The 20,316-nt window shown below is 66.4% G+C and carries 19 protein-coding genes; 9 read left to right on the plus strand and 10 right to left on the minus strand.

Annotated features, from left to right (window positions below; genetic code table 11):
* From ACQY78_RS09135 to ACQY78_RS09145, 3 genes are read left to right on the plus strand one after another with little or no spacing between them, the layout of a single operon-like run.
* Entirely contained in the window at positions 1-996 is a 996-nt protein-coding gene (locus ACQY78_RS09135; protein WP_428684838.1) for a tripartite tricarboxylate transporter substrate-binding protein, read from the plus strand.
* Positions 997-1,014: 18 nt separating this feature from the next.
* Positions 1,015-1,755 (plus strand): alpha/beta fold hydrolase, encoded by a 741-nt coding sequence (locus tag ACQY78_RS09140; RefSeq protein WP_428684840.1) that lies wholly within the window; start codon positions 1,015-1,017, stop codon positions 1,753-1,755.
* Positions 1,752-2,114, plus strand: coding sequence for a DUF4189 domain-containing protein (locus tag ACQY78_RS09145; protein ID WP_428684842.1), 363 nt, complete (start codon positions 1,752-1,754; stop codon positions 2,112-2,114). Before ACQY78_RS09140 ends, ACQY78_RS09145 begins: the two co-directional genes overlap by 4 nt.
* A gap of 43 nt (positions 2,115-2,157) precedes the next feature.
* On the opposite strand, the gene ACQY78_RS09150 is transcribed toward ACQY78_RS09145, so the two are convergent.
* Positions 2,158-2,544, minus strand: a complete 387-nt coding sequence (locus tag ACQY78_RS09150; protein WP_428684844.1) for a hypothetical protein — start codon at positions 2,542-2,544, stop codon at positions 2,158-2,160.
* Positions 2,545-2,639: 95 nt separating this feature from the next.
* Between ACQY78_RS09150 and ACQY78_RS09155 the strand changes: the two genes are divergently transcribed.
* A complete protein-coding gene (locus ACQY78_RS09155; RefSeq protein ID WP_428684846.1) occupies positions 2,640-3,449 on the plus strand; it encodes a hypothetical protein in 810 nt (269 codons plus the stop codon).
* A gap of 10 nt (positions 3,450-3,459) precedes the next feature.
* Here ACQY78_RS09155 and ybaK read toward each other — a convergent pair whose 3' ends face one another.
* Genes ybaK through ACQY78_RS09175 form a run of 4 tightly spaced genes read right to left on the minus strand, consistent with a single transcriptional unit; the run spans position 3,460 to position 7,786 of the window.
* Positions 3,460-3,933, minus strand: a complete 474-nt coding sequence (gene ybaK, locus ACQY78_RS09160; RefSeq protein ID WP_428684848.1) for a Cys-tRNA(Pro) deacylase — start codon at positions 3,931-3,933, stop codon at positions 3,460-3,462.
* Between the two features lie 44 nt (positions 3,934-3,977).
* The gene (locus ACQY78_RS09165) at positions 3,978-5,204 is read right to left on the minus strand and encodes a hydantoinase/carbamoylase family amidase (RefSeq protein ID WP_428684850.1); all 1,227 of its coding nucleotides are present in this window, start codon (positions 5,202-5,204) and stop codon (positions 3,978-3,980) included.
* 9 nt (positions 5,205-5,213) lie between these two features.
* Entirely contained in the window at positions 5,214-6,482 is a 1,269-nt protein-coding gene (locus tag ACQY78_RS09170) for an amidase (protein ID WP_428684852.1), read from the minus strand.
* Positions 6,479-7,786, minus strand: a complete 1,308-nt coding sequence (locus ACQY78_RS09175) for an amidase (RefSeq protein ID WP_428684854.1) — start codon at positions 7,784-7,786, stop codon at positions 6,479-6,481. Before ACQY78_RS09175 ends, ACQY78_RS09170 begins: the two co-directional genes overlap by 4 nt.
* 57 nt (positions 7,787-7,843) lie before the next feature.
* Between ACQY78_RS09175 and ACQY78_RS09180 the strand changes: the two genes are divergently transcribed.
* A complete protein-coding gene (locus ACQY78_RS09180) occupies positions 7,844-9,448 on the plus strand; it encodes an ABC transporter substrate-binding protein (RefSeq protein WP_428684856.1) in 1,605 nt (534 codons plus the stop codon).
* On the opposite strand, the gene ACQY78_RS09185 is transcribed toward ACQY78_RS09180, so the two are convergent.
* Positions 9,445-10,335: a DMT family transporter gene (locus ACQY78_RS09185; RefSeq protein WP_428684858.1), complete on the minus strand. Its 891-nt coding sequence runs from the start codon at positions 10,333-10,335 to the stop codon at positions 9,445-9,447. The genes ACQY78_RS09180 and ACQY78_RS09185 overlap by 4 nt on opposite strands.
* Positions 10,332-12,641, minus strand: coding sequence for a xanthine dehydrogenase family protein molybdopterin-binding subunit (locus ACQY78_RS09190; RefSeq protein ID WP_428684860.1), 2,310 nt, complete (start codon positions 12,639-12,641; stop codon positions 10,332-10,334). Before ACQY78_RS09190 ends, ACQY78_RS09185 begins: the two co-directional genes overlap by 4 nt.
* A 110-nt stretch (positions 12,642-12,751) precedes the next feature.
* On the opposite strand from ACQY78_RS09190, the gene ACQY78_RS09195 reads away from it, so the two are divergent.
* A complete protein-coding gene (locus tag ACQY78_RS09195; RefSeq protein ID WP_428684862.1) occupies positions 12,752-13,480 on the plus strand; it encodes a glutathione S-transferase N-terminal domain-containing protein in 729 nt (242 codons plus the stop codon).
* Positions 13,481-13,483: 3 nt separating this feature from the next.
* On the opposite strand, the gene ACQY78_RS09200 is transcribed toward ACQY78_RS09195, so the two are convergent.
* On the minus strand, positions 13,484-14,905 hold the full coding sequence (locus ACQY78_RS09200) for an MFS transporter (RefSeq protein WP_428684864.1): 1,422 nt from the start codon (positions 14,903-14,905) through the stop codon (positions 13,484-13,486).
* A gap of 118 nt (positions 14,906-15,023) precedes the next feature.
* On the opposite strand from ACQY78_RS09200, the gene ACQY78_RS09205 reads away from it, so the two are divergent.
* Positions 15,024-16,286: an MFS transporter gene (locus ACQY78_RS09205; protein WP_428684866.1), complete on the plus strand. Its 1,263-nt coding sequence runs from the start codon at positions 15,024-15,026 to the stop codon at positions 16,284-16,286.
* A gap of 11 nt (positions 16,287-16,297) precedes the next feature.
* Here the strand turns inward: ACQY78_RS09205 and bla are convergent, their stop codons facing one another.
* The gene (gene bla / locus ACQY78_RS09210) at positions 16,298-17,155 is read right to left on the minus strand and encodes a class A beta-lactamase (protein ID WP_428684868.1); all 858 of its coding nucleotides are present in this window, start codon (positions 17,153-17,155) and stop codon (positions 16,298-16,300) included.
* A 151-nt stretch (positions 17,156-17,306) separates the two neighbouring features.
* Between bla and ACQY78_RS09215 the strand changes: the two genes are divergently transcribed.
* Positions 17,307-17,792: a hypothetical protein gene (locus ACQY78_RS09215; protein ID WP_428684870.1), complete on the plus strand. Its 486-nt coding sequence runs from the start codon at positions 17,307-17,309 to the stop codon at positions 17,790-17,792.
* A 19-nt stretch (positions 17,793-17,811) separates the two neighbouring features.
* On the plus strand, positions 17,812-18,786 hold the full coding sequence (locus ACQY78_RS09220; protein WP_428684872.1) for an SDR family oxidoreductase: 975 nt from the start codon (positions 17,812-17,814) through the stop codon (positions 18,784-18,786).
* 28 nt (positions 18,787-18,814) lie between these two features.
* Here the strand turns inward: ACQY78_RS09220 and ACQY78_RS09225 are convergent, their stop codons facing one another.
* Positions 18,815-20,239: a hypothetical protein gene (locus tag ACQY78_RS09225; protein ID WP_428684874.1), complete on the minus strand. Its 1,425-nt coding sequence runs from the start codon at positions 20,237-20,239 to the stop codon at positions 18,815-18,817.
* Positions 20,240-20,316 lie beyond the last annotated feature (77 nt).

Raw genomic sequence — 20,316 nt, forward strand, 5'->3', positions numbered from 1 at the left:
ATGACCACGAGGAAGATCGGCCGACGCACTTCCATTCTGATGACCGGCGCAGCGCTGACGGCCCCACTCGCCGCCAGTGTGCGCGCACAGCAGACCGGCCTGCCCGACAAGCCGCTGAAGATTCTGGTCGGCTTCCCGGCCGGCGGCGGCACCGACGTGATGGCCCGCCTGATCGCCGAGCCGCTGAAACAGCGCACCGGGCGCAACGTCATCATCGACAACAAGGCCGGCGCCTCGGGCACCATAGCCGTGGGAGACCTGAAGAACGCCCCGACCGACGGCACGACCATCGCCTATGTGCCCTCGGCCACCATCGTGCAGAAGCTCACGATGCCCGGCGTGCCGTTCGACCCGATGACCGACATCGCACCGATCACCCTCGCCGGAACGGTCCAGACCGCCTTCTGCGTATCGCCGACCCTCGGCGTCGGCGACCTCAAGGAATATGTCGAGTGGCTTAAGAAGAACCCGACCCGCGCCTCCTTCGGCACGACGGCTCTTGGTTCCTTCACGCATTTTTTCGGAGTCATGGCGGGCAAGGCGGTCGGCATCCCGCTCGAGCCGGTGCCCTATCGCGGAGCCGCGCCGCTGGTCGCCGACCTGCAGGGCGGCCACATCGCTGCCGGCTGCGGTGGCATCACCGACTTCCTGGAGCATCATCGCGCCGGGAAGGTGAAGGTGATCTTCACGTCCGGCGTGAAGCCCACGACATCGGCGCCCGAAATACCCACGATCAGCCAACTCGGCTATCCGCAGCTCTCGATCCTCGGCTGGTACGTCTTCTTCGCTCCGCCCCGGACGCCCGCCCCGCTGATCGACGCCTGGGGCAAGGAACTGAAGGCGGTTCTGGCGATTCCCGAAATCCAGAAGAAGCTTGTCGAGCTCGGCCTCGACGTCGAGACCTCGACGCCCGCCCAGTTCACAGAGCGCATGTCGGCAGACCTCGCGCGCTGGAAGACGATCATCGATTCGATCGGCTATAAGCCACAAGGTTGATTCAACGGAGACGAGTGCATGCCGATCCTCAAGCGGCCCGATGCCGAGATTCACTACGAGGTTCACGGCAAGGGCTTTCCGCTGCTGCTCTACGCGCCCGGCGGCCTGCGCTCGTCGATCGAATTCTGGGGGCCCGGCGCCGACGGCGCGCCGCGCGCCTGGATGGACCCGCGGAATGCGCTCGCCGACAAGTTCACCATCATCTCGATGGACCAGCGCAATGCCGGCAAGTCGGTGGCCGATGTGAAGCCCGACCATGGCTGGCACACATTTGCCGCCGATCACCTGGCGCTGATCGACCATCTCGGCTTCGGGCGCTTCGCGGTGATGGGCGGCTGTATCGGCGGCAGCTATTGTTTCGAGGCGATCGAGCAGGCACCCGACCGCGTCGCCGCCGCCATCCTTCAGAACCCTATCGGCTTGTGGGAAAATCGCGATACCTGGGATGAAGCCGTCAAGGGCTACAGCGCTACCGTGCGCGCGCGCGATCCGTCCGTCACGGAAGAGACGATCCGCAGCTTCGGCCAGAACATGTTCGGTTCGGACTTCGTCTTCTCCGTGACGCGGGATTTCGTCAGAAACTGCAGGACGCCGCTGCTGCTGCAGCCGGGCACGGACAAGCCGCATCCCGCGCATACCAGCGGCGAGATCGCGGCGCTCGCGCCCAACATTGAGATCCAGAAGGATTGGCGGGGGCCACAATTCCTGCAGGAGTCGATTGACCGCGTTCGCTCCTTTCTCGAAAAGAACACACGATGATGAAGAACCTCACGATCCTTCTCGTGACCCTGCTCACGACGACCGCGACGGCCCATGCACAGGAAGTCTGGGGGGCCGTGGCCACCGACAACGAGCGTCTGTTCGGCGTTGCGGTCGGCATGGCGACGCGCGAGGCCGCCGAGACGTCGGCGCTGGCCGAATGCGGGCCGCTGGAGTGCAGGATCCGGATGGCCGCGCCGCAGCGCTGTGTCGCCTACGCGCATAGCGACAACGGGCAAGCCTCCGGTTACGGCGCCGCCCCGTCCCGCAACGAGGCCGAGCGATCCGCCTGGAACGAGTGCAATGCACGCGTTCCCAGCAACTCCTGCACCATCCGCAGCGCGCGCTGTTTCGAGTAGTCTGGGGAGCAGAACGCGTGAAGCGGCATCCGCCGCCCGTAGGTCAGCGGGGTCCGACGGGCCCCGACTGTTCGTCGAGCCACTTCCGGGCTTCATGGAGACTTTGGAAGACCTTCACCGTGCGCTCGCCTGCGGTCAGCTTTGCGAAGGTCTCTGCATTCTCCGCGGCTTGACCGGGACTGACCACGAAGGCCAACGGTCCGCGCGGCCTGTCATCGTTCTGTGCCAGGACGAGATTCGCCATCGCCTGGGCTCCTGCCTTGTCCATCGGGGTTGTGGGCGATGCAATGTCGATCAGCTTGCGATAGTGCACGACATCGCTGGCCAGAAATTGATGAACGGCGTCGCGAACGTCGTCGGCTGTGAATGTGCCGCGGACGACGGCGATGACAAGCCGGCTGGGGTGGAAAACATCAATATGGATCGGCATGGATGATGGCCCCGGCTGCCCACATTCCACCGCATCTGTGCGGCAGGGTAGCGCGATTACCATGTCCGGACGTTCGTGAAAACAGGAGTCACAGGGTGGAGAAGATTGCCGTCATCGTCGTCGTGGCTCTGGTGGCCGGCGCGGCGCTCTATCTGTTCGGCCGCAATGTCTCTCCCCGGCGGCGGTTGATGCGTTCGGCAGCGGCCACCGTCGCCGGCGCCCTGGCCGCAGCCGGCGCGGTCTACGGGCTCGAGGCCCTGACCGGCGACGACGCGCAGATGGTGGACAATGCAATGACGGAAGCGCGCACATTGCCGCTCGTCGGGCTGGTGCTGGCCGACGTTCCGGATGCCGAGGCGCGACTGCGCACCTCGTTGCAGGAAGAGATGCGCAATCCCACGACCCAGGGGGCGCCGCGTCCGCTGGTGCTGATGAGCGAACTGCGCGCAAAGTACATCGTGCCCGCTCTCCGCGCGGCCGACCCCGCGGACGCAGAAGGCGTCCTGGCCGCCCGCATTGCCCTGATGCGGCATCTGCGCGGCACCAACGTTCCGGCCTGCCGAGAGCTGGCGCTGGTCGGAATCCAGCATGGCGACCGGCTCGACCCGCAGGGCCAGCAATTGATGCGCAACATGTTGACAGCCATGGAGAAGGCCTATCGCTCGGGCCGGGCCGCGATGAACGCCGGGGCCGCCGCGCCGCCACCCGTGCCCAACGACACCGAGGCGCAAGCGCTGCTCGTCGAGGCGGGCCTCACACCAACCGATTTCGACAAGCTGCAGAACCTGGCGAAGCTCTCCGCCGAGGAAGCCTGCGAGCTGGGCATTCGCCTGAACGCGACGCCGTCCAAGCTGCCGCCGGACAGAGCGGGCGGCCTGGCGCGCTATCTGGCGGCAGCGCAGTAGCAGAAGGGCGCTACGCCACCACGGGCGCCACGACGGCCTTCAGCACCGCCACGGCGTCCTGCGGCGACAGGCGGACCTGCAGGCCACGCTGGCCGCCGTTGAGGAAGACCAGCTCATGCGCCATCGCCTCGGCCTCGACGGCGGTGCGCACGGACCGCATCTGGCCGAACGGGCTGATGCCCCCCACCTTGTAGCCGGTCATCCGCTCGGCATCGGTGGGCTTCATCATTTCGGCCGACTTCCCCTTAAAGGCGGCGGCCAGCTTCTTCATCGAGACCTCGCGATCGGAGGGCACGATCACGCAGGCGGGCTTGCCGTCGACCAGAGTCATCAGCGTCTTGAGCACACGCTTCGGCTCCTCGCCCAGCGCCTCGGCGGCCTGCAGCCCGACCTTGTCGGCATCGGGATCGTAGTCGTAGGTGTGGACCGTGAAGGCGACCTTCGCTTGCTCCAGCGCCTTCGTCGCGCGCGTGACCTTCGACATCCCTGCTCCTCGCTCAACGAGGAGCAGGATAGCGTCGTCGTCCTTCAGTTTCCCTTCAGAATTTTCGCCGTGGCATCGGCGAAGACCTGGCAGCCCAGCACGATGTCGGCGTCATGGGTGTTTTCGGTGAAGTGATGCGAGATGCCGCCGATCGAGGGCACGAACATCATGGCCGCGGGCATTTTTAGCCCGATCACCTGTGCGTCGTGGCCGGCACCCGACGGCATGCGCACATGCTTGTCCGGCGCATGAACCGAAGCCGACTCCTCGATCGCCTCCAGGAAGCGCTCGTCCATCAGCAGCGGCTGGGTGCGCGAGAGGTTCACGCATTCGACGATGCAGGGGCTGTTCTTCTGGTGATCCGCCACGATCTCCCTCAGCTTCGCCTCGAAGGCCTGCAGGATCTTCTGGTCGGCGTCGCGGAACTGGAGAATCATTTCGGCCCGTCCGGGAACGATCGCCGGCGCACCGGGCTCGAGCACCATCTTGCCCACCGTCCACACGCTGCGCGGCCCGGAAACGGCGGGGAATTTGTCCATCACGTCGTTGTAGAGCCGCATCATGGCCACACCTGCATCCTTGCGGATCGGCATGGGGGTCGTGCCGGCATGGTTCTGGATGCCGCTGAAGGTGAGCCGGAACTGCATGATGCCCACGATCGCGGTCACGATGCCGATGTGCTTCTCGCCCGCTTCCAGCAGGCCGCCCTGCTCGATATGGGCTTCGAGATAGCCGCGATATCTGCCCTCTTCGAGATGCTCCCGCGGCACGCCTTCGAGGCCGGCCGCCTTCAGCGCCTCGCGCATCGGCGTGCCCTCGTCACGGTGCTTGGCCTTGTCGATGTCGGCCTCGGAGAAGATGCCGATGAACGACCGGCTGCCGGTCATCTGGCCCCAATGTCCCTCCTCGTCGGCCCAGGAGGCAACATCGACGGCAAGATGCGCCGTCTCGGGATCTTCAGCCAGCGCCCGCGCCACTTCGAGCCCGTAGATCACGCCCATGACGCCATCGAGCCAGCCGCCGCGCGGCTGGGTGTCCGAATGCGAGCCGATCAGGATGCGCGGGCCGGTCTTCGGACTCTTGCCGATTACGGTGCCGATGCCGTCGATGACCGGCTCCAGGCCCGCTTCCTTCATGCGCGCCACGAGCCAGTGCCGGCTCTCCACGTCTTGTGGCGACAGATGCGGGCGGTGCACGCCGGTCTGGTAGCGGCCGAAATCGGCAATGCGCCGGAGGTCGGCGAGCAGTCGTTCACCGTTGATCGTGGGCATGTCGTCGCCTCAGTTCAAATGCGCCGCAACCCAGGCGGCAAGGGAAAGCAGCCGGTCGTCGGCATGACGCAGGCCGACGAGCTGGACGCCGAGCGGCAGGCCCCGCGGACCCGTGCCGGCCGGCAGCGTCACGCACGGCGTGCCCGCGAGCGTCCAGATCGAGTTGAAGACCGGATCACCGGTGAAGGCGATCCCTTGCGGCGCCTCGCCGGGGGCACTGGGCGTCAGGAGCAGGTCGACCTTTTCGAACAGCGAATCGACATGGGCCTTAAAGGCCGTGGCCTTGCGCTGCGCGGCGACGTAGCGATCGAAGGAGACGGCAAGGCCACGCTTCATCGGGCCGTTCATCAGCTCGTCGCTCACCTTGTCGGGATTGCGCAGCCGCTCGTCGGCATAGTTGCGCACGCTCTCGAAGCCGGTGATCGCGGCATGGTCGTCGATGATGTCGGCGAAGGGGGCAGCAAAGGCCACGTCGATCACCGACGCCCCCTTGTCGGAGAGCCGAGTCGCCGTCTCCTCGATCAGCGCCTTGGTCTCGGGCTCGGCCTTGTCCCAGACCGGCGAACGGCAGACGCCGATTCGCGGCCGGCCGATGGTCCGATCGATGCGCACCGGTGGCAGCCTCAGCACGGCCGCGCGGAATAGCGCGATGTCGTCGAGCGTGCGCGCCATGAGGCCCAGCGTGTCGACCGAGTGGCACTGCATCTTGATGCCGACACGGCTGAAGTCGCCGAAGGTCGGCTTGTAACCCACCACGCCGCAATAGGCGGCCGGCCGGATCACCGAACCGCCGGTCTGCGTGCCGAAGGCCAGCGGCACATGGCCGTCGGCCACCGCCGCCGCGGACCCGGACGACGAACCGCCGGGCGTATGCTCGGGATCGTGCGGGTTCGTCGTGGCGCCGGCATGACGATTGGCGAACTCGGTCGTTACCGTCTTGCCCATGATGACGGCATTGGCGGTCCGGCAGAGCGCCACGCAGGCGGCATCGCCGAACGGCACCTTGCCCTCGAAGATGGGCGAGTTGTGGCCGGTCGGCATGTCATAGGTGTCGATGATGTCCTTCACGCCGACCGGGATGCCGCGCAGCAGCCCGCCGCTCGTCGCATCTACGGCCTTCGCCTGCGCGATGACCTGGTCGGGATCGAGATGGGCCCAGGCTTTCACGATCCCGTCGCGCTGGGCGATGCGGTTGAGATAGCCACGTACCAGCTTCTCGGAGGTCAGCGTGCCGGCCTCGATCGCGGCCACGGCATCGACGGCAGTGATATCCTTCATGACAGGACGCTCCGCGCCCAGGCGGCGATGTCGAGCAAACCCTTATCCTCATGCTGGCGGCCGACCAGCTGCACGCCGACCGGCAGGGCCGTCGGCCCCGTGGTGAAGGGCAGGGTCACACAGGGCATCCAGAGATAGGTCCAGAGCAGGTTGAAGGTGGCGTCGCCCGTCCGCTCGAGGCCGAGGGGCGCTTCGCCCTTGGCCGGCGCGGTCAGGATGACGTCGATCTCATCGAACAACGCATCGACGGCGGCGCGGCCGGTCTCGCCGAGTTTGCGGGCCGCCACCCAGGTCGCATAGTCGATCTTCGAGCCGGCCTCGAGCTTGTCCTTCTTTAGGCTCTCGCTCAGCAGCCCGGGAAAGCGCCTCGCTTCGTCGGCATGGGCGCGCGGCCCGTCGAAGGCCGACAGCGTCTTCTGCCCCTGGGTCATGCCGCGCACCGGCGCCGGAAGCTCGATCTCGCTGACCTGCGCGCCGGCCCGGGCGAAGGCCGCCGCGGCGTCGTTCACCGCCTGGGTGCCCTCCGCCGACAGCTCATCGCGATGATGTGTGAAAGCGACGGCGATCCTCAACGGGCGGTCGAGACCGCCGATCGGCACGAAGGGGATCGCCATCAGGGCCGCACGGAACAGGGCGATGTCTTCGACGCTGCGCGCATAGGCGCCGATCGTATCGAGCCATTCCGTATTGGCCTTCATGCCGGCCGGCGCGAAGTGGCCGTAGCTCGGCTTGTAGCCGACGATGCCGCAGAAGGCGGCGGGACGGATGACCGAGCCGCCAGTCTGCGTGCCGGTGCCCAACACGCTCTGGAAATCCGCCACAGCCGCCGCCGAGCCGGACGAGGAGCCGCCGGGTGTGTGCGCGGGATTGTGCGGGTTCTTCGTCGGGCCGGGATGACGATTGGCGAACTCGGTGGTCACTGTCTTGCCGAGCAGGATGGCGCCCGCGTCGCGCGCCAGCGCAACGGTCGCAGCATCGGCGAGTGGCTGGTGCGTGCGGTAGATCGGCGAGCCGTAGGTCGTCGGCTGGTCGAAGGAATCGATGATGTCCTTCACGCCCATGGGGATGCCGTGCAGCAGACCCTTGCGTGGTCCACGATCGAGCACCTTGGCGGTTTGCAGGGCAGCCTCGCGCGCGAGATGCGACCAGGCGAGCACGTCGGCGTCGCGCTGGTCGATGCGTTCGAGGTGATCGCGCACGATTGCCTCGGCGGTTGCCGTCCCGCCGTCCAGTCGTTGCGCGAGTTCGGTAGCGGTAAGCGTGTTGAGCGCGGCCATGATCGTCAGCAAAACAGCAAGAACCATGCCGCGTCCAGTGTGGCTCGCTTCGTGCTTCGTGCAACGGAACCACGGAGGTTTGTCATGCTGACCCGTCGCGCCGCGCTTCTCGCCGGCACTGCGCTTTCCCTCATCGGCACGAGCTCGGCGAAAGCGCAACAATCCGCGCCCCTGCGCATCGCCATGACGTTGGCCGACATTCCTGCGACGGACGGTGCACCCGATCAGGGCACCGAAGGCATCCGCTTCATGGGCTACACGATGTACGACACGCTGGTCGCCTGGGACCTGTCGTCGGCGACGGCGCCGGCAAAGCTGGTGCCCGGCCTCGCGACCAAGTGGTACCAGGACCCGGCCGATCCGACGAAGTGGATCTTCGAGCTGCGCCAGGGCGTTAAGTTCCACGACGGCTCGGACTTCAACGCCGACGCGGTGATCTTCACCCTCGACCGCACCCTGAACGACAAATCCGCCGCCTTCGATCGCGCCGGCCGAAGCATCCTGATCGCCGCCGTCTGGCCGTTGATCGGCTACCGCAAGATCGACGACTACAAGGTCGAACTGCAGACCAAGGGTGTCGACACGATCTTCCCCTCGCTGCTCAACCGCTTCCCGATCGCGAGCCCGGCCAATTTCGAGAAGGTCGGCCGCGACTGGCAGGCCTATCGCAAGTCGCCCTCGGGCACCGGCCCATGGAAGATGAAGGCCTGGACGCCGCGCGAGCGCGCCGAGCTCGAGCGCAACAACGACTATTGGGACAAGGCGCGTCTCCCGAAGAGCGAGCGCATGGTGCTGCTGCCGATCCCGGACGTTTCAACGCGCACCGCCGCACTCCTGTCGGGCCGGGTCGACTGGATCGAGGCACCCGCCCCCGACTCGCTCGACAAGCTGCGCGCCGGCGGCTGCAAGATCGAGACGAACGCTATCCCGCACATGTGGCCCTATACGCTCAGCATGCTGCCGGGCGCGCCGACCGCCGACATTCGCGTGCGCAAGGCGCTGAACCTCGCGGTCGATCGCGACGCGATGGTGAAGCTGTTGAACGGCCTTGCCGCCCCCGCCGTGGGCTGCGTCCCGGCCGACCATCCCTGGTTCGGCAATCCGACCTTCAAGATCCGCTACGATCCGGCGGAAGCGAAGAAGCTGCTGGCTGAGGCCGGCTACGGTCCGCAGAAAAAGCTCAAGATGAAGGTCGCGATCTCGACCTCCGGCTCTGGCCAGATGTATCCGCTGATCATGAACGAGTTCATCCAGCAGCAATTCGCCGAAGTCGGCGTCGACCTCGAGTTCCAGGTCATGGACTGGAATGCCCTTCTGAACTTCATGCGCCAGGGCGCCAAGGCCCCCGAAGCGGCCGCCTTCAGCGCCATCAACGTGAGCTGGAACACGATGGACCCGCACAACGCCTTCATGCGCTTCGTCGACAGCCAGCAGGTCCCGCCCAGGGGTTCGAACTGGGGCTACATCAACGATCCGGAGTTCGACAAGCTCGCCGCCGAGGCGCGCAGCACGGCCGACCCGGCGGAACTGGACAAGGTCCTGGCGAAGATCAACACCCGCATGGTCGACGAAGCGGTGTTCGTATGGTTCGTCCACGACGTCTGGCCGAACGCGATTTCGTCCAAGGTGAAGGGCTACGTCCACCCCAAGAGCTGGTACGTCGACTTCTCGCCCATCACGGCGGGCTAACCCGGCTTTCGCTGCGACCAGCCGATATAGAGTCCGGCGCCGACGATGATGGCGGCGCCGACCCAACCCACGAAATCCGGAAAATCGCCGAAGAAGAGATAACCCACGACCACCGAGCCGATGAGCTGCATGTACTGAAACGGCGCCACGATGTTGGCCGGTGCATAGGCCAGCGCCCGCGCCACGAAATAATGGCCCATGGCGCCCAGCACACCGAGGCTGCAGAAGAAGATGATGTCGCGAGCACCGTGCGGCGTCTTCCACACGAACGGCAGGACCAGCAGCATTCCGAAGCTGCCGACGATCGAGCTGTAGATGGCCGAGGTCTCGGGCGTGTCGATGGCGGAGATGAGGCGAGTCAGCACCTGATAGACCGCGTAGCAACACGCGCTCAGCAGCGAGAGCAATGCCGCCCACTGGAAGACCGCGCTGCCCGGCTGAATCAGGATCAGCATGCCCACGAAGCCTACCAGGAGCGCGCCGATATGGCTGCGCGCGGCCCGCTCGCCCAACACGAGCCAGGCCAGCGGCAGCACCAGCAGCGGCGCCATCATGGTGATCGCCGCCGCCTTGCCCAGCGGGATGTAGACGATGGCGAGGAAGCTCGCGACATTCGAGGTGAACAACATCAGCGAGCGCATGAGCTGCGTGCCGATCCGGCGGGTGCGCAGCATTCCGAGACCGAAACGGGGCACAAAGAAGATCAGCATGAACACGATGTGCCCGAACGCGCGCGCCCACGAGATCTGCAGCGTGTTGTAGTCGGCGCCGAGAAACTTGGCGAAGCCGCTCATGACGGGAAACAGCAGGCCGGCGCCGCACATGAAGAGAATGCCGGCCAGGATACGCTGACCGGGACGCGCTGGCTGGGCCGCTGGTTGCTTCAATGCCCCCGCTTCGCTCCCTGCAGCGCCTCCCAGACGCGCGACGGCGTGGCCGGCATTTCGAGGCGCTCGACGCCGGCGGGACGCAGCGCGTCGAGCACGGCGGCCATCACCGTCTGGGGCGCGCCGATGCAGCCTGCCTGGCCGGAGCCCTTGACGCCGAGCGGATTCGCTCCCGTTGGCCGCTCCACCAGTTCGATGTCGAAGAACGGCAGATCGGTCGCACGCGGCAGTGCGTAATCCATCAGCGAGCCGCTGAGGAGCTGACCGGATTGCGGATCGTAGACCGTGTGCTCCACCAGGGCCTGGCCGATCCCCTGCGCGAGGCCACCCTGCACCTGGCCCTCGGTGAGCATGGGGTTGATCAGGCGGCCATAATCGTCGACCGCGGTGTAGCGCAGCAGGTCGATGGCGCCGGTCTCGGGATCGACCTCGACCTCCGCGACATGACAGCCGCTCGGGAAGGTGAAGACGTCGGTGATGTTCAAGACGTGCTCGCCGAGCCCGGGCGACATGCCCTCGGGCAGGTTCGCCGCCTCCTGCGCGCTGCCCGCAAGCGTCGCGAGATCGATGGTACGATCGCTGCCACGCACCGTGAAGCGCCCCTGGTCGTAGTCGAGCTCATGCTCGCTGGCTTGCAAGAGATGGGCCGCAAGCCGCCGCGCTTTCGCGAGAGCTGCATCCATGGCCTTGACCAGCGCCGCGCCGCCCATGTGCATCGAGCGCGCGCCGCCATGGCCCGCCCCGCTCCTGACGGCCCGCGTATCGGCCTGGACGTAGCGGAATGCCGCGATGGGCAGGCCGAGATGCCGGGAGGCGATCTGGGCGAACGACGTCTCGTGCCCCTGCCCGTTCGATTCGGTGCCGACGGCGATGGTCACGCTGCCGTCCGGCTCGAAGCGCACTTCGGCACCCTCGTTCGGCGCGCCGCGCGACGTTTCGAGGAAGCAGGCGACGCCCATGCCCCGCAGCCGGCCTCGCGCGCGAGACTCGGCGCGCCGCGTCTCGAAGCCCGGAGCGCGCGCCACGGCAGCATCGAGGTTGGCCACGAAGCCGCCGGAGTCGATCGCCATGCCCATCGCGGTCCGGTGCGGGAACGAGGCGATCAGGTTCTGCCGCCGCAGGTCCGCCGGATCCCGGTCGAGCACCCGCGCCGCCGCCTCGATGGCGCGCTCGATGATGTAGTTGGCCTCGGGCTTGCCCGCGCCGCGATAGGCGTCGACCGGCACCGTGTTGGTGAGAGCGCCACGCACGTCGACGGCGATCGCGGGAATATCGTAGACGCCGCCCTGCGCCGTCGAGGCGGCGACCACCGACGCACCGGGCCCATTGCCCGACAGGTAGGCGCCGAGATTGGCGACCATCGCCACGTCGAGTGCCAGGATACGGCCCGTCGGGTCGAGCCCGATCCGAGCCGTCGCCTCGATGTCGCGACCCTGCGCCCCCATCACGAAGTCTTCGGCACGGTCGGCGAGCCACCGCACCGGGCGCTTCAGACGGCGCGCCGCCCATAGAAGCAGGATCCATTCGGGATAGAGGAAGTTCTTCATCCCGAAGCCACCGCCGACATCGGGCGCGTGGAGCTGGATGCGCTCCGGCGCCACCTTGAAGATGAACTCCGCGAGCTGGCGGCGGATGCCGTGGAGCCCTTGCCCCGTCAGTTCGAGATCCATCGTTTCGGTGGCGGCATCGTAGCGCGCAATCCCCGCGCGCGGCTCGAGCGGCACGACGATGACGCGATTGTTCGTCACGTCGACCTCGACGATGTGCGCGGCGTCCTTCATCGCCGCGGCGACGGCGGCGTGATCGCCGCGCTGCACATGATAGACGAGGTTGCCCGGCGCCTCGTCCCACAGGGAAGGCGCGCCCTCTGCCAACGCCGCGCGGCCATCGACGACCGAAGGCAGCGGCTCGTAGGCGATCTCGATCCGCTCCGCCGCTTCGCGCGCAAGCTCTGCACTGTCGGCCACCACGAAGCAGACCGGATCACCGACATGGCGGACGCGTCCCATTGCCAGCGCCGGTCGCGGCGGCACGATCAGCGGCTTCACGGCAGCAAGGCAGGGCATGAGACCCAACCCGTCCGCTGCCAGGTCGTCGCCCGTCGCAACGAGATGCACGCCCGCCATCGAGGCCGCCGGCGAAACGTCGAGAGAAGCGATCAGCGCATGGGCATGGGGCGAGCGCAGCACGTAGCCATGCAGCGCTGCGGGCTCGGCAATGTCGTCGACATACCGCCCGCGACCGGTGAGGAACCGTGCGTCCTCGAGGCGTCGTATCGATCTCGTGTCCTGGCTTCCATCCGCCACGTGGTCTCTCCCGAACCGTTCGTTGCAACGACCATACACCATTGACGGGCGGCAACGACGGGCGGAGGCTCGGCTCCCCTGGCTCACATCCCGCCTTTCGGAGGAAGCACATGATCGATCTGCACTACTGGCCGACACCCAACGGCAAGAAAGTCACCATCCTGCTCGAGGAATGCGGCCTGCCCTACAAGGTCGTGCCGGTGAACATCGGACAGGGCGACCAGTTCAGCGATTCCTTCCTGGAGATGAATCCCAATCACCGCATGCCGGTGATGGTCGACAACGCTCCCGCCGACGGAGGCAAGCCGCTGGTCGTCTTCGAGTCCGGCGCGATCATGTTGTACATCGCCGAGAAGGCCGGGAAGTTCTATCCGCAGGACCTTCGCACCAAGCACGAAGTGAACGAATGGCTGATCTGGCAGATGGCCAACCAGGGCCCGAAGAGCGGCGAGTGCGGGCACTTCCGCAGGCTCGACCAGGCAAAGGAAGGCGACCAGACATACGCCATCAGGCGCTTCACCGACGAGGTGAACCGGCTGTACGGCGTGCTGAACAACCGCCTCTACAAGCACCGGTACCTTGCCGGCGACCAGTACACGATCGCCGACATGATCTGCTATCCGTGGACGGTGAACTGGAAGTTCCAGGGCCAGGACATCGAGGAATTCCCCTACTTCAAGCGCTGGTTCGAGGAACTCGGTGCACGGCCTGCCGTCCAGAAGGGCATGGCGGTCGGTGCCGACTTCTCGGTCGATCGCGAGAAGCTTCCACTCGAGGAACAGGAGCGTATCCGCAAGATGCTCTATAACCAGCGCGCCCGGCCGGTTCGCGTCGGATAGCGACTAGAGACGCTGCTCGCTGGAGAGAGGCGGTGCCACTTCCTCCAGCGACTTGCGCTCCGCCGAAACGCCGAGCTTCAGGGTCACCAAAGCCGCCGCGATCATCAGGGCGGCGCCCAGCAGGTAGCCCCACATGATCTCCGCCGAACTGCCGCCGGCGATCAGCACGCCGAACAGCCACGGCCCGCCGACGCCACCAAACAGCGTGCCGAAGGCATAGAACAGCGCGATCGTGAGCGCCCGGATCTCAAGGGGAAAGCACTCGCCGACGGTGAGGTAAGCGGCACTCGCCGCTGCCGACGCAAAGAAGAAGACGACGCTCCACATCGCCGTCTGCGTCGTGGCGTCGAGATGGCCGGCGTGGAACATCCAGCCCGTCACCGCCAGCAGCACACCCGAGATCGCATAGGTGGCCGTGATCATCTGCCGACGCCCCAGACTGTCGAACAGCGGCCCGAGCAGCAGCGGCCCCAGGAAGTTGCCGATCGCGAAGGGCAGGATGTAGAGGCCAACCTTGTCGGCCGGCACGTTGTAGAACCTGGTGAGGATCAGCGCGTAGGTGAAGAAGATCGCGTTGTAGACGAAGGCCTGCGAGGCCATCAGCACCAGGCCGAGGGTTGTCCGGCCGCGATAATGCTTCAGCAGCGTGCGCGCGACCGACAGCATCGTGGTCTTGTGGGGATCGCCGAGCGTCAGCCACTGCGTCACCGGCTCCAGCTTCCGCCCCGTGTCGGCCTCGACCCGCGCTTCGATCTCCTCGACGACGCCTTCGGCTTCGCGCGGCTTGCCGTGGATCATCAGCCAGCGCGGACTCTCGGGCAGGAAGCGCCTTAGATACAAGATGACGAGACCCAGCACCGCGCCGCTGCCGAACGCGACTCGCCAACCCATATCCGGATCGAGGACGGTGGGATCGAGCAGCCAGACCGACAGCAGCGCACCGCCGGCCGCACCGATCCAGAAGCTGCCGTTGATGGCGAGATCGATGCGCCCCCGCAGCCGCGCGGGAATCAGTTCCTGGATCGCCGAGTTGATCGCCGAATACTCGCCGCCGATGCCCGCGCCCGTCAGGAAGCGGAAGAACAGGAAACTGTAGAAGTCCCACGAAAACGCGGTGGCCGCGGTCGCGACGAGATAGACGCCCAGGGTGACGTTGAAGAGCTTCTTGCGTCCCAGCTTGTCCGTCAGATGCCCGAAGAACAGCGAGCCCAGCACCGCACCTGCGAGATAGGCGCTGCCCGTCAGGCCGACCTGCTCGGCCGTGAGTTGCAGGCGCGGGCTGGTTTGCAGGGCCGCCGCCACGGAGCCGGCCAAGGTGACCTCGAGCCCGTCCAGGATCCAGGTGATGCCCAGGGCAACGACCACCAGCCGGTGAAACCGGCTCCACGGCAGGCGGTCGAGACGGGCAGGAACATCAGTGCGCACAGGCGTGCAACGCATCGGCGCGGCGAAAGTTCAAACCAGTTGGCGACCACCAGCGCCGCAAGGCTGGTCTGCCGGTGCGGTGCTGGCGACGAGAGAGGCCACCGCCTAGAATTCGGGCATGACCGACAATACGATGGCAGCCGGCCCCGCGCCCGTTTCTGCCCCCGCGGCCCCGACCCTTTCGGCTTCCGCCAACAACACGACCTTCGCCGTCATCCTTTCCTTGAGCTTCTGCCACCTGCTCAACGACATGATGCAGTCGCTGGTCCCGGCGCTGTATCCAATCCTCAAGGATTCATACGCACTGTCATTCGGTCAGATCGGTTTCATCACGCTGGCCTTCCAGTGCACGGCGTCGATGCTGCAACCCGTGGTCGGCATGTACACGGACAAGAAGCCCCAGCCTTATTCCCTGATGGTGGGCATGGGCTTTACCCTGGTCGGGCTCCTGCTGATGTCCCAGGCGAATTCGTATCCGCTGATTCTGTTCGCCGCCGCATTGATCGGCATGGGCTCCTCGGTGTTCCATCCCGAGGCCTCGCGGGTCGCCCGCATGGCCGCGGGCGGGCGTTATGGTCTCGCCCAGTCCTTGTTCCAGGTCGGCGGCAACATGGGATCGGCCGCGGGACCGCTGCTGGCGGCGTTCATCGTCGTGCCGGCCGGACAGCAGAGCATCGTGTGGTTCTCGGCGGCCGCTTTGGTCGCCATGATCGTGCTCTTCCAGATCGGCCACTGGTACAAGGCCAACCGAACCAGCCACAAGCCGGCGGCACGCAAGACGGCCGCTGCCACCGGGCACGTGACCCTGTCGAAGGGCCGCGTCGGCGTCGCCGTGGCAATCCTGGTGGCGCTGCTCTTCTCCAAGAACGTCTACAGCGCCAGCCTGGGCTCCTACTTCACCTTCTACCTGATCCAGAAGTTCGGCGTGGAGGTACAGACCGCGCAGCTCTTCCTGTTCGCCTTCCTGGTCGGGATCGTCGTCGGTACGATCCTGGGCGGCATCGTGGGCGACAGGGTCGGTCGCATCCCGGTCATGTGGTTCTCGATCCTGGGCGCCCTGCCCTTCGCGCTGATGCTGCCCTACGCCAACCTGTTCTGGACCGGCATCCTCGCGGTCACGGTGGCGATCATCATGGCCTCGGCCTTCTCGGCCATCCTGGTCTATGCACAGGAGCTGCTGCCTGGCCGTGTCGGACTGGTGGCCGGCATGTTCTTCGGATTCTCCTTTGGCCTGGGCGGCCTCGGCGCCGCGGCACTGGGCGAGATCGCCGACCATGCGGGCATCGAGGCCGTCTACAAGGTGACGCCGTTCCTGCTGCTGCTCGGCCTGCTCACGGCCTTCCTGCCCAAGCATCCGAGCGCCCCCAGGCTCCCGGCCTGATCAGGCCCCGATCAGCCGAGCCCGGCCGCGACGATCCGGCCGGCTTCGGCGATCACAGCACTGCGCGCCTCATCGGTGATCGTGGAGCCCGTGTAGTAGGCCGTGATGAAAATCGGTGCGCGGCCAGGGGGCCAGGCCACCGCGATGTCGTTGGCGCTGCCGTTGCCGCCGGTGCCCGTCTTGTCGCCAACCCGCCACCCCGCCGGGACTCCGGCCCTCAGCCGCTTGTCGCCCGTCTTGTTCGCGACCAACCAGCCGACCAGACGTTCGCGCGAAGCCGCTGACAGGACGTCGCCGGCAACAATCTTCTGCATCGTGCCCAGCATGGCCAGCGGCGAAGTCGTATCGCGTGGGTCGCCCGGCGTGCCCTCGTTCAGCTCAGTCTCGATGCGGTCGAGACGAGTCACCGTATCGCCCAGTGCACGTGCGAAGGCCGTCAATCCCGCAGGACCGCCGAAGCTCGCGAGCATCAGGTTTCCCGCGGTGTTGTCGCTGAGGGTTACGGCCGCCGCGCAGATCGCGTCGATCGTCATGCCGCCTGCACCGACATGCTCCTTCGTTGCGGGCGAGTAGGGCACAAGATCGCTCTCGGCGAAGACGAGGCGGCGGTCGAGCCTCTCCTCTTCACGGTCGACGCGGGCCAGCATCAGGGCCGCCGCCAGGAACTTGAAGGTGCTGCACATCGGGAAGCGCTCGTCGCCGCGATAGGCGACTCGACGGCCGCTCGCGGTGTCGAGCAAGGCCGCGCCGAGGCGGCCGCCATTGCGCCGCTCGAGTTCGCGAAGCCCCGACAGGACATCGTCGGCGAAGGCCGGCAGGGACAGAAGCGGCGCGACCAAAAGCGTACGGCGGGCAATCGAAGCGGGCACGGGTTCCTCCTTGTTGATGCCGCCGCGTGGTATGGCGCGATTATGGCAGCAAGCGGCCTGTCGCTTGTGCGCAGTTGCGCTAAAGTGGTGACCGGATTCGCCAGCTGGTTGCGCATCTCCGCCGCGCCGCCGCCAAGCCCAGGAGACATGTATGGTTCTCGGAATGTCGATCGCGGCCTTCACCCTCGTGCATGTCGTCATCAGCCTGGTCGCCATTGCGGCAGGCGCCGTGGCGTGCGCTCGGATGCTGGAGGGACGCCGGCTGGATGGCTGGAACTCGGTGTTCCTGCTCTTCACGGTGCTGACGACGGTGACCGGCTTCCTCTTTCCCATCACCGTGTTCACGCCGGCGATCGGCGTCGGCATCGTGTCGTCGGTCGCGCTGGCGATTGCCCTGCTCGCGCTTTATGTCGGCCGCCTCGCCGGTGTGTGGCGCTGGGTCTACGTCGCGACCGCCCTGTTCGCCTTCTATCTCAACGTGTTCGTCCTGGTCGTGCAGTCCTTCCAGAAGATCGGCTTCCTAAACAAATTCGCGCCGACCGGCGCCGAGCCCCCCTTCGCGGTGGTGCAAGGCATCGTGCTGCTGGGCTTCCTCCTGCTGGGCTTCATGGTCCTGAAGCGCTTTCGTCCGGCCTAGAAAAAACAGAGGAAACGACATGAAGGATTTCGCGGGAAGGATCGCCGTCATCACCGGCGGCGGCACGGGCATGGGTCGCGAGCTGGCGCGGCAGCTTGCCGCCGAAGGCTGCAACATTGCGCTCGGCGACGTGTCGGGCGGCGCGATGGCCGAGACCAAGCGGCTCTGCGAGGCCGCCGGCCTCAGCCAGGGCCAGCGCATCACCACCCATATCGCCGACGTCTCCGACGAGCCGCAGGTGCTGCGCTTTCGCGACGAGGTAGCCGAGCAGCAGGAGAGCGACCGCATCCATCTCCTGTTCAACAATGCCGGCATCGGCGGCGGCGGCAGCTTCCTCGTCAACGAGCGCGACGAATGGGAACGCACGTTCAACATCTGCTGGGGCGGCGTCTATCTCTGCACACGTGCGTTCATGCCCCTGCTGAAGCGCGCCGAAGCGGGCCACATCGTCAATACGTCGAGCGTGAACGGCTTCTGGGCCTATATCGGCCGCAACATCCCCCAGACCGCCTATTCCGCGGCGAAGTTCGCGGTAAAGGGTTTCACCGAGGCGCTGATCACCGACCTGCGCCTCAACGCCCCGCACATCAAGTGCTCGGTCGTGATGCCCGGCCATATCGGCACGTCGATCGTCGCCAACTCGCGCAAGCTGCAGAGCGGCAACCAGACCGACGAGATCACGCCGCACGAGGTGGGGCTGGCGCGGGCTCGTATCGCCTCGATGGGTATCGATGCGGCGAAGCTTTCCGACGACGATGTCCGCAGGATGATCGCCGAGCGGGCACGCCGCTTCCTCGAGGAGGCGCCGACGACGGCAGCCGAGGCAGCGACGATCATCCTCGACGGCGTGCGCAACGAGCGCTGGCGCATCCTGGTCGGGCGCGATGCCGAGCGGATCGACAGCCTCGTGCGCGAGACGCCGGACCGGGCCTACGATACGGACTTCTTCGAAGCCTTCGCGAACGAGACGGGCTGGGTGGTCGGGGGCCGCTGACGCACCGATCCTTCCGTGCCTGAATCTGTTACCGGGCCGCGTCGCTGCGCCTGGACATGCGACCGGAGCCGAGCGGCGCGGCCTGGGGTTCCTCCATGTCGTCCGTGACGCGGGTGGTGATATCCGACGAAGGGCGGCGGTTGGCCACGGCCTGCCGGTCGTACAGGAACAGGCGCCGGGCATTGGCAGGCGGCTTGCGGGACGCCTCGACGAGGCCGCGTGCGCCCTGCAGGACGACCTCGTAGCTGTCCGGATCGGAGGGAGACAGGCTGACATAGCAGGCCGCGCGAACACGCCCCGCCTCGTTGACGGCGACCTCGAAAGTCGGTCCGACGATCTCGGGCAGGGCAACACCGGCCGCGCGGAGATCAGCGTAGAGTTTTTCGACCTCGTCCTTTGCCCGCATCACCGACCAGGAAGCGAGTTGATCCGCGAGCTTGCCCCTCGCCCCGGCCGCGTTCATTCCGTCCTGCACCCGCTCCAGCATGTACTGCCGAACCTGCGGCGCCGCGATCTGGGCAACGACGACGGCAGACAGCGGCACCGACGCGGCCATGGAATTGTTGCAGACGTTGGCAGCCTGATGCGACAGCGATACCGACGGCCGGGCGAGACCTATGGGGCAGAGGTTGAGCGACAGGAACTCGCCGATCGTTTCGACGTACTGGAATTCTTCGACCGGCCTCGCCATCAGGTTTGCCGCGAAAGCCGGAGGCAGCCCCATGTCGGCCGCATACTTGATCAGCATCGCCGCGCCGCCCCGCCCGTCGGCAAACCCCTGGAGACGGCTCGCCACCGGATCGTCGGAAGTCCGACGCCGCAACTGGGTGCGATCGAGGAAGAAATTATGGAACGCGACCTTGCCGCCGACTTCGATGTTGCAGTCGAACGGATAGGCCGCGGCCGCACGCACGGTGTTGCCGCCCAAAAGCGCGAGGGCACAGGCCGAGAGGCAGAGGTCCTGTTTGCGCACGACCGCGACGACCTTGAATCCCTTGAGCAACTCGCCGATCCGTACGCCCTCGAACAGATCACCGCCAAGGCTGCTCAGCTCGATCGTGGCGAGCGGCATTCCCTGCTTTGGCGGCGCCGTAGCCTGCAGCCTGCTGAGCAGATCCCGCAGCTTTTCCGAGTCTCCGGTTTCGATCATGCCCGTCAGGCGAAGCCTCGGGCTCTCCGCGGCGAGGGACCGCTGGAACAAGGTGGTCGCCGGGGTCCCGGCCGCCGAGAGGGAGACGATTGTCGCCGCGCGAAGCTCTCCCGTGCCGGAAATCGGGGTCAACGACATGACTACCATGAGCACAAGGACCGCCAAGATACGCATGCTCGTCCTGCCCGCTGAGACCCACACTCCGCGCGGGACAGCCCAGGAATTCCTTGTGCCGTCGCGAGCGCGTGTCCCGCTTAAACGGCGAAGAACATGGATTTTGTGGCAGTAGATCGAGTCAAGCAATGACAGTGGCCTGCCGCCACCCGGTTCTTCACTCGTACCCCTGCCAAACGCTCTCACGGCTCCACCGAGTCCAACGA

The organism is Reyranella sp. (assembly GCF_965279625.1).
Classification (GTDB): Bacteria; Pseudomonadota; Alphaproteobacteria; order Reyranellales; family Reyranellaceae; genus Reyranella.

Coding starts and splice junctions, on each gene's coding strand:
- ACQY78_RS09175 (WP_428684854.1), bottom strand. CDS start 7,786: ATGGTTCTTGCTGTTTTGCTGACGATCATGGCCGCGCTCAACACGCTT.
- ACQY78_RS09145 (WP_428684842.1), top strand. CDS start 1,752: ATGATGAAGAACCTCACGATCCTTCTCGTGACCCTGCTCACGACGACC.
- ACQY78_RS09150 (WP_428684844.1), bottom strand. CDS start 2,544: ATGCCGATCCATATTGATGTTTTCCACCCCAGCCGGCTTGTCATCGCC.
- ACQY78_RS09165 (WP_428684850.1), bottom strand. CDS start 5,204: ATGCCCACGATCAACGGTGAACGACTGCTCGCCGACCTCCGGCGCATT.
- ACQY78_RS09205 (WP_428684866.1), top strand. CDS start 15,024: ATGACCGACAATACGATGGCAGCCGGCCCCGCGCCCGTTTCTGCCCCC.
- ybaK (WP_428684848.1), bottom strand. CDS start 3,933: ATGTCGAAGGTCACGCGCGCGACGAAGGCGCTGGAGCAAGCGAAGGTC.
- ACQY78_RS09140 (WP_428684840.1), top strand. CDS start 1,015: ATGCCGATCCTCAAGCGGCCCGATGCCGAGATTCACTACGAGGTTCAC.
- ACQY78_RS09215 (WP_428684870.1), top strand. CDS start 17,307: ATGGTTCTCGGAATGTCGATCGCGGCCTTCACCCTCGTGCATGTCGTC.
- ACQY78_RS09195 (WP_428684862.1), top strand. CDS start 12,752: ATGATCGATCTGCACTACTGGCCGACACCCAACGGCAAGAAAGTCACC.
- ACQY78_RS09220 (WP_428684872.1), top strand. CDS start 17,812: ATGAAGGATTTCGCGGGAAGGATCGCCGTCATCACCGGCGGCGGCACG.
- ACQY78_RS09135 (WP_428684838.1), top strand. CDS start 1: ATGACCACGAGGAAGATCGGCCGACGCACTTCCATTCTGATGACCGGC.
- ACQY78_RS09170 (WP_428684852.1), bottom strand. CDS start 6,482: ATGAAGGATATCACTGCCGTCGATGCCGTGGCCGCGATCGAGGCCGGC.
- ACQY78_RS09180 (WP_428684856.1), top strand. CDS start 7,844: ATGCTGACCCGTCGCGCCGCGCTTCTCGCCGGCACTGCGCTTTCCCTC.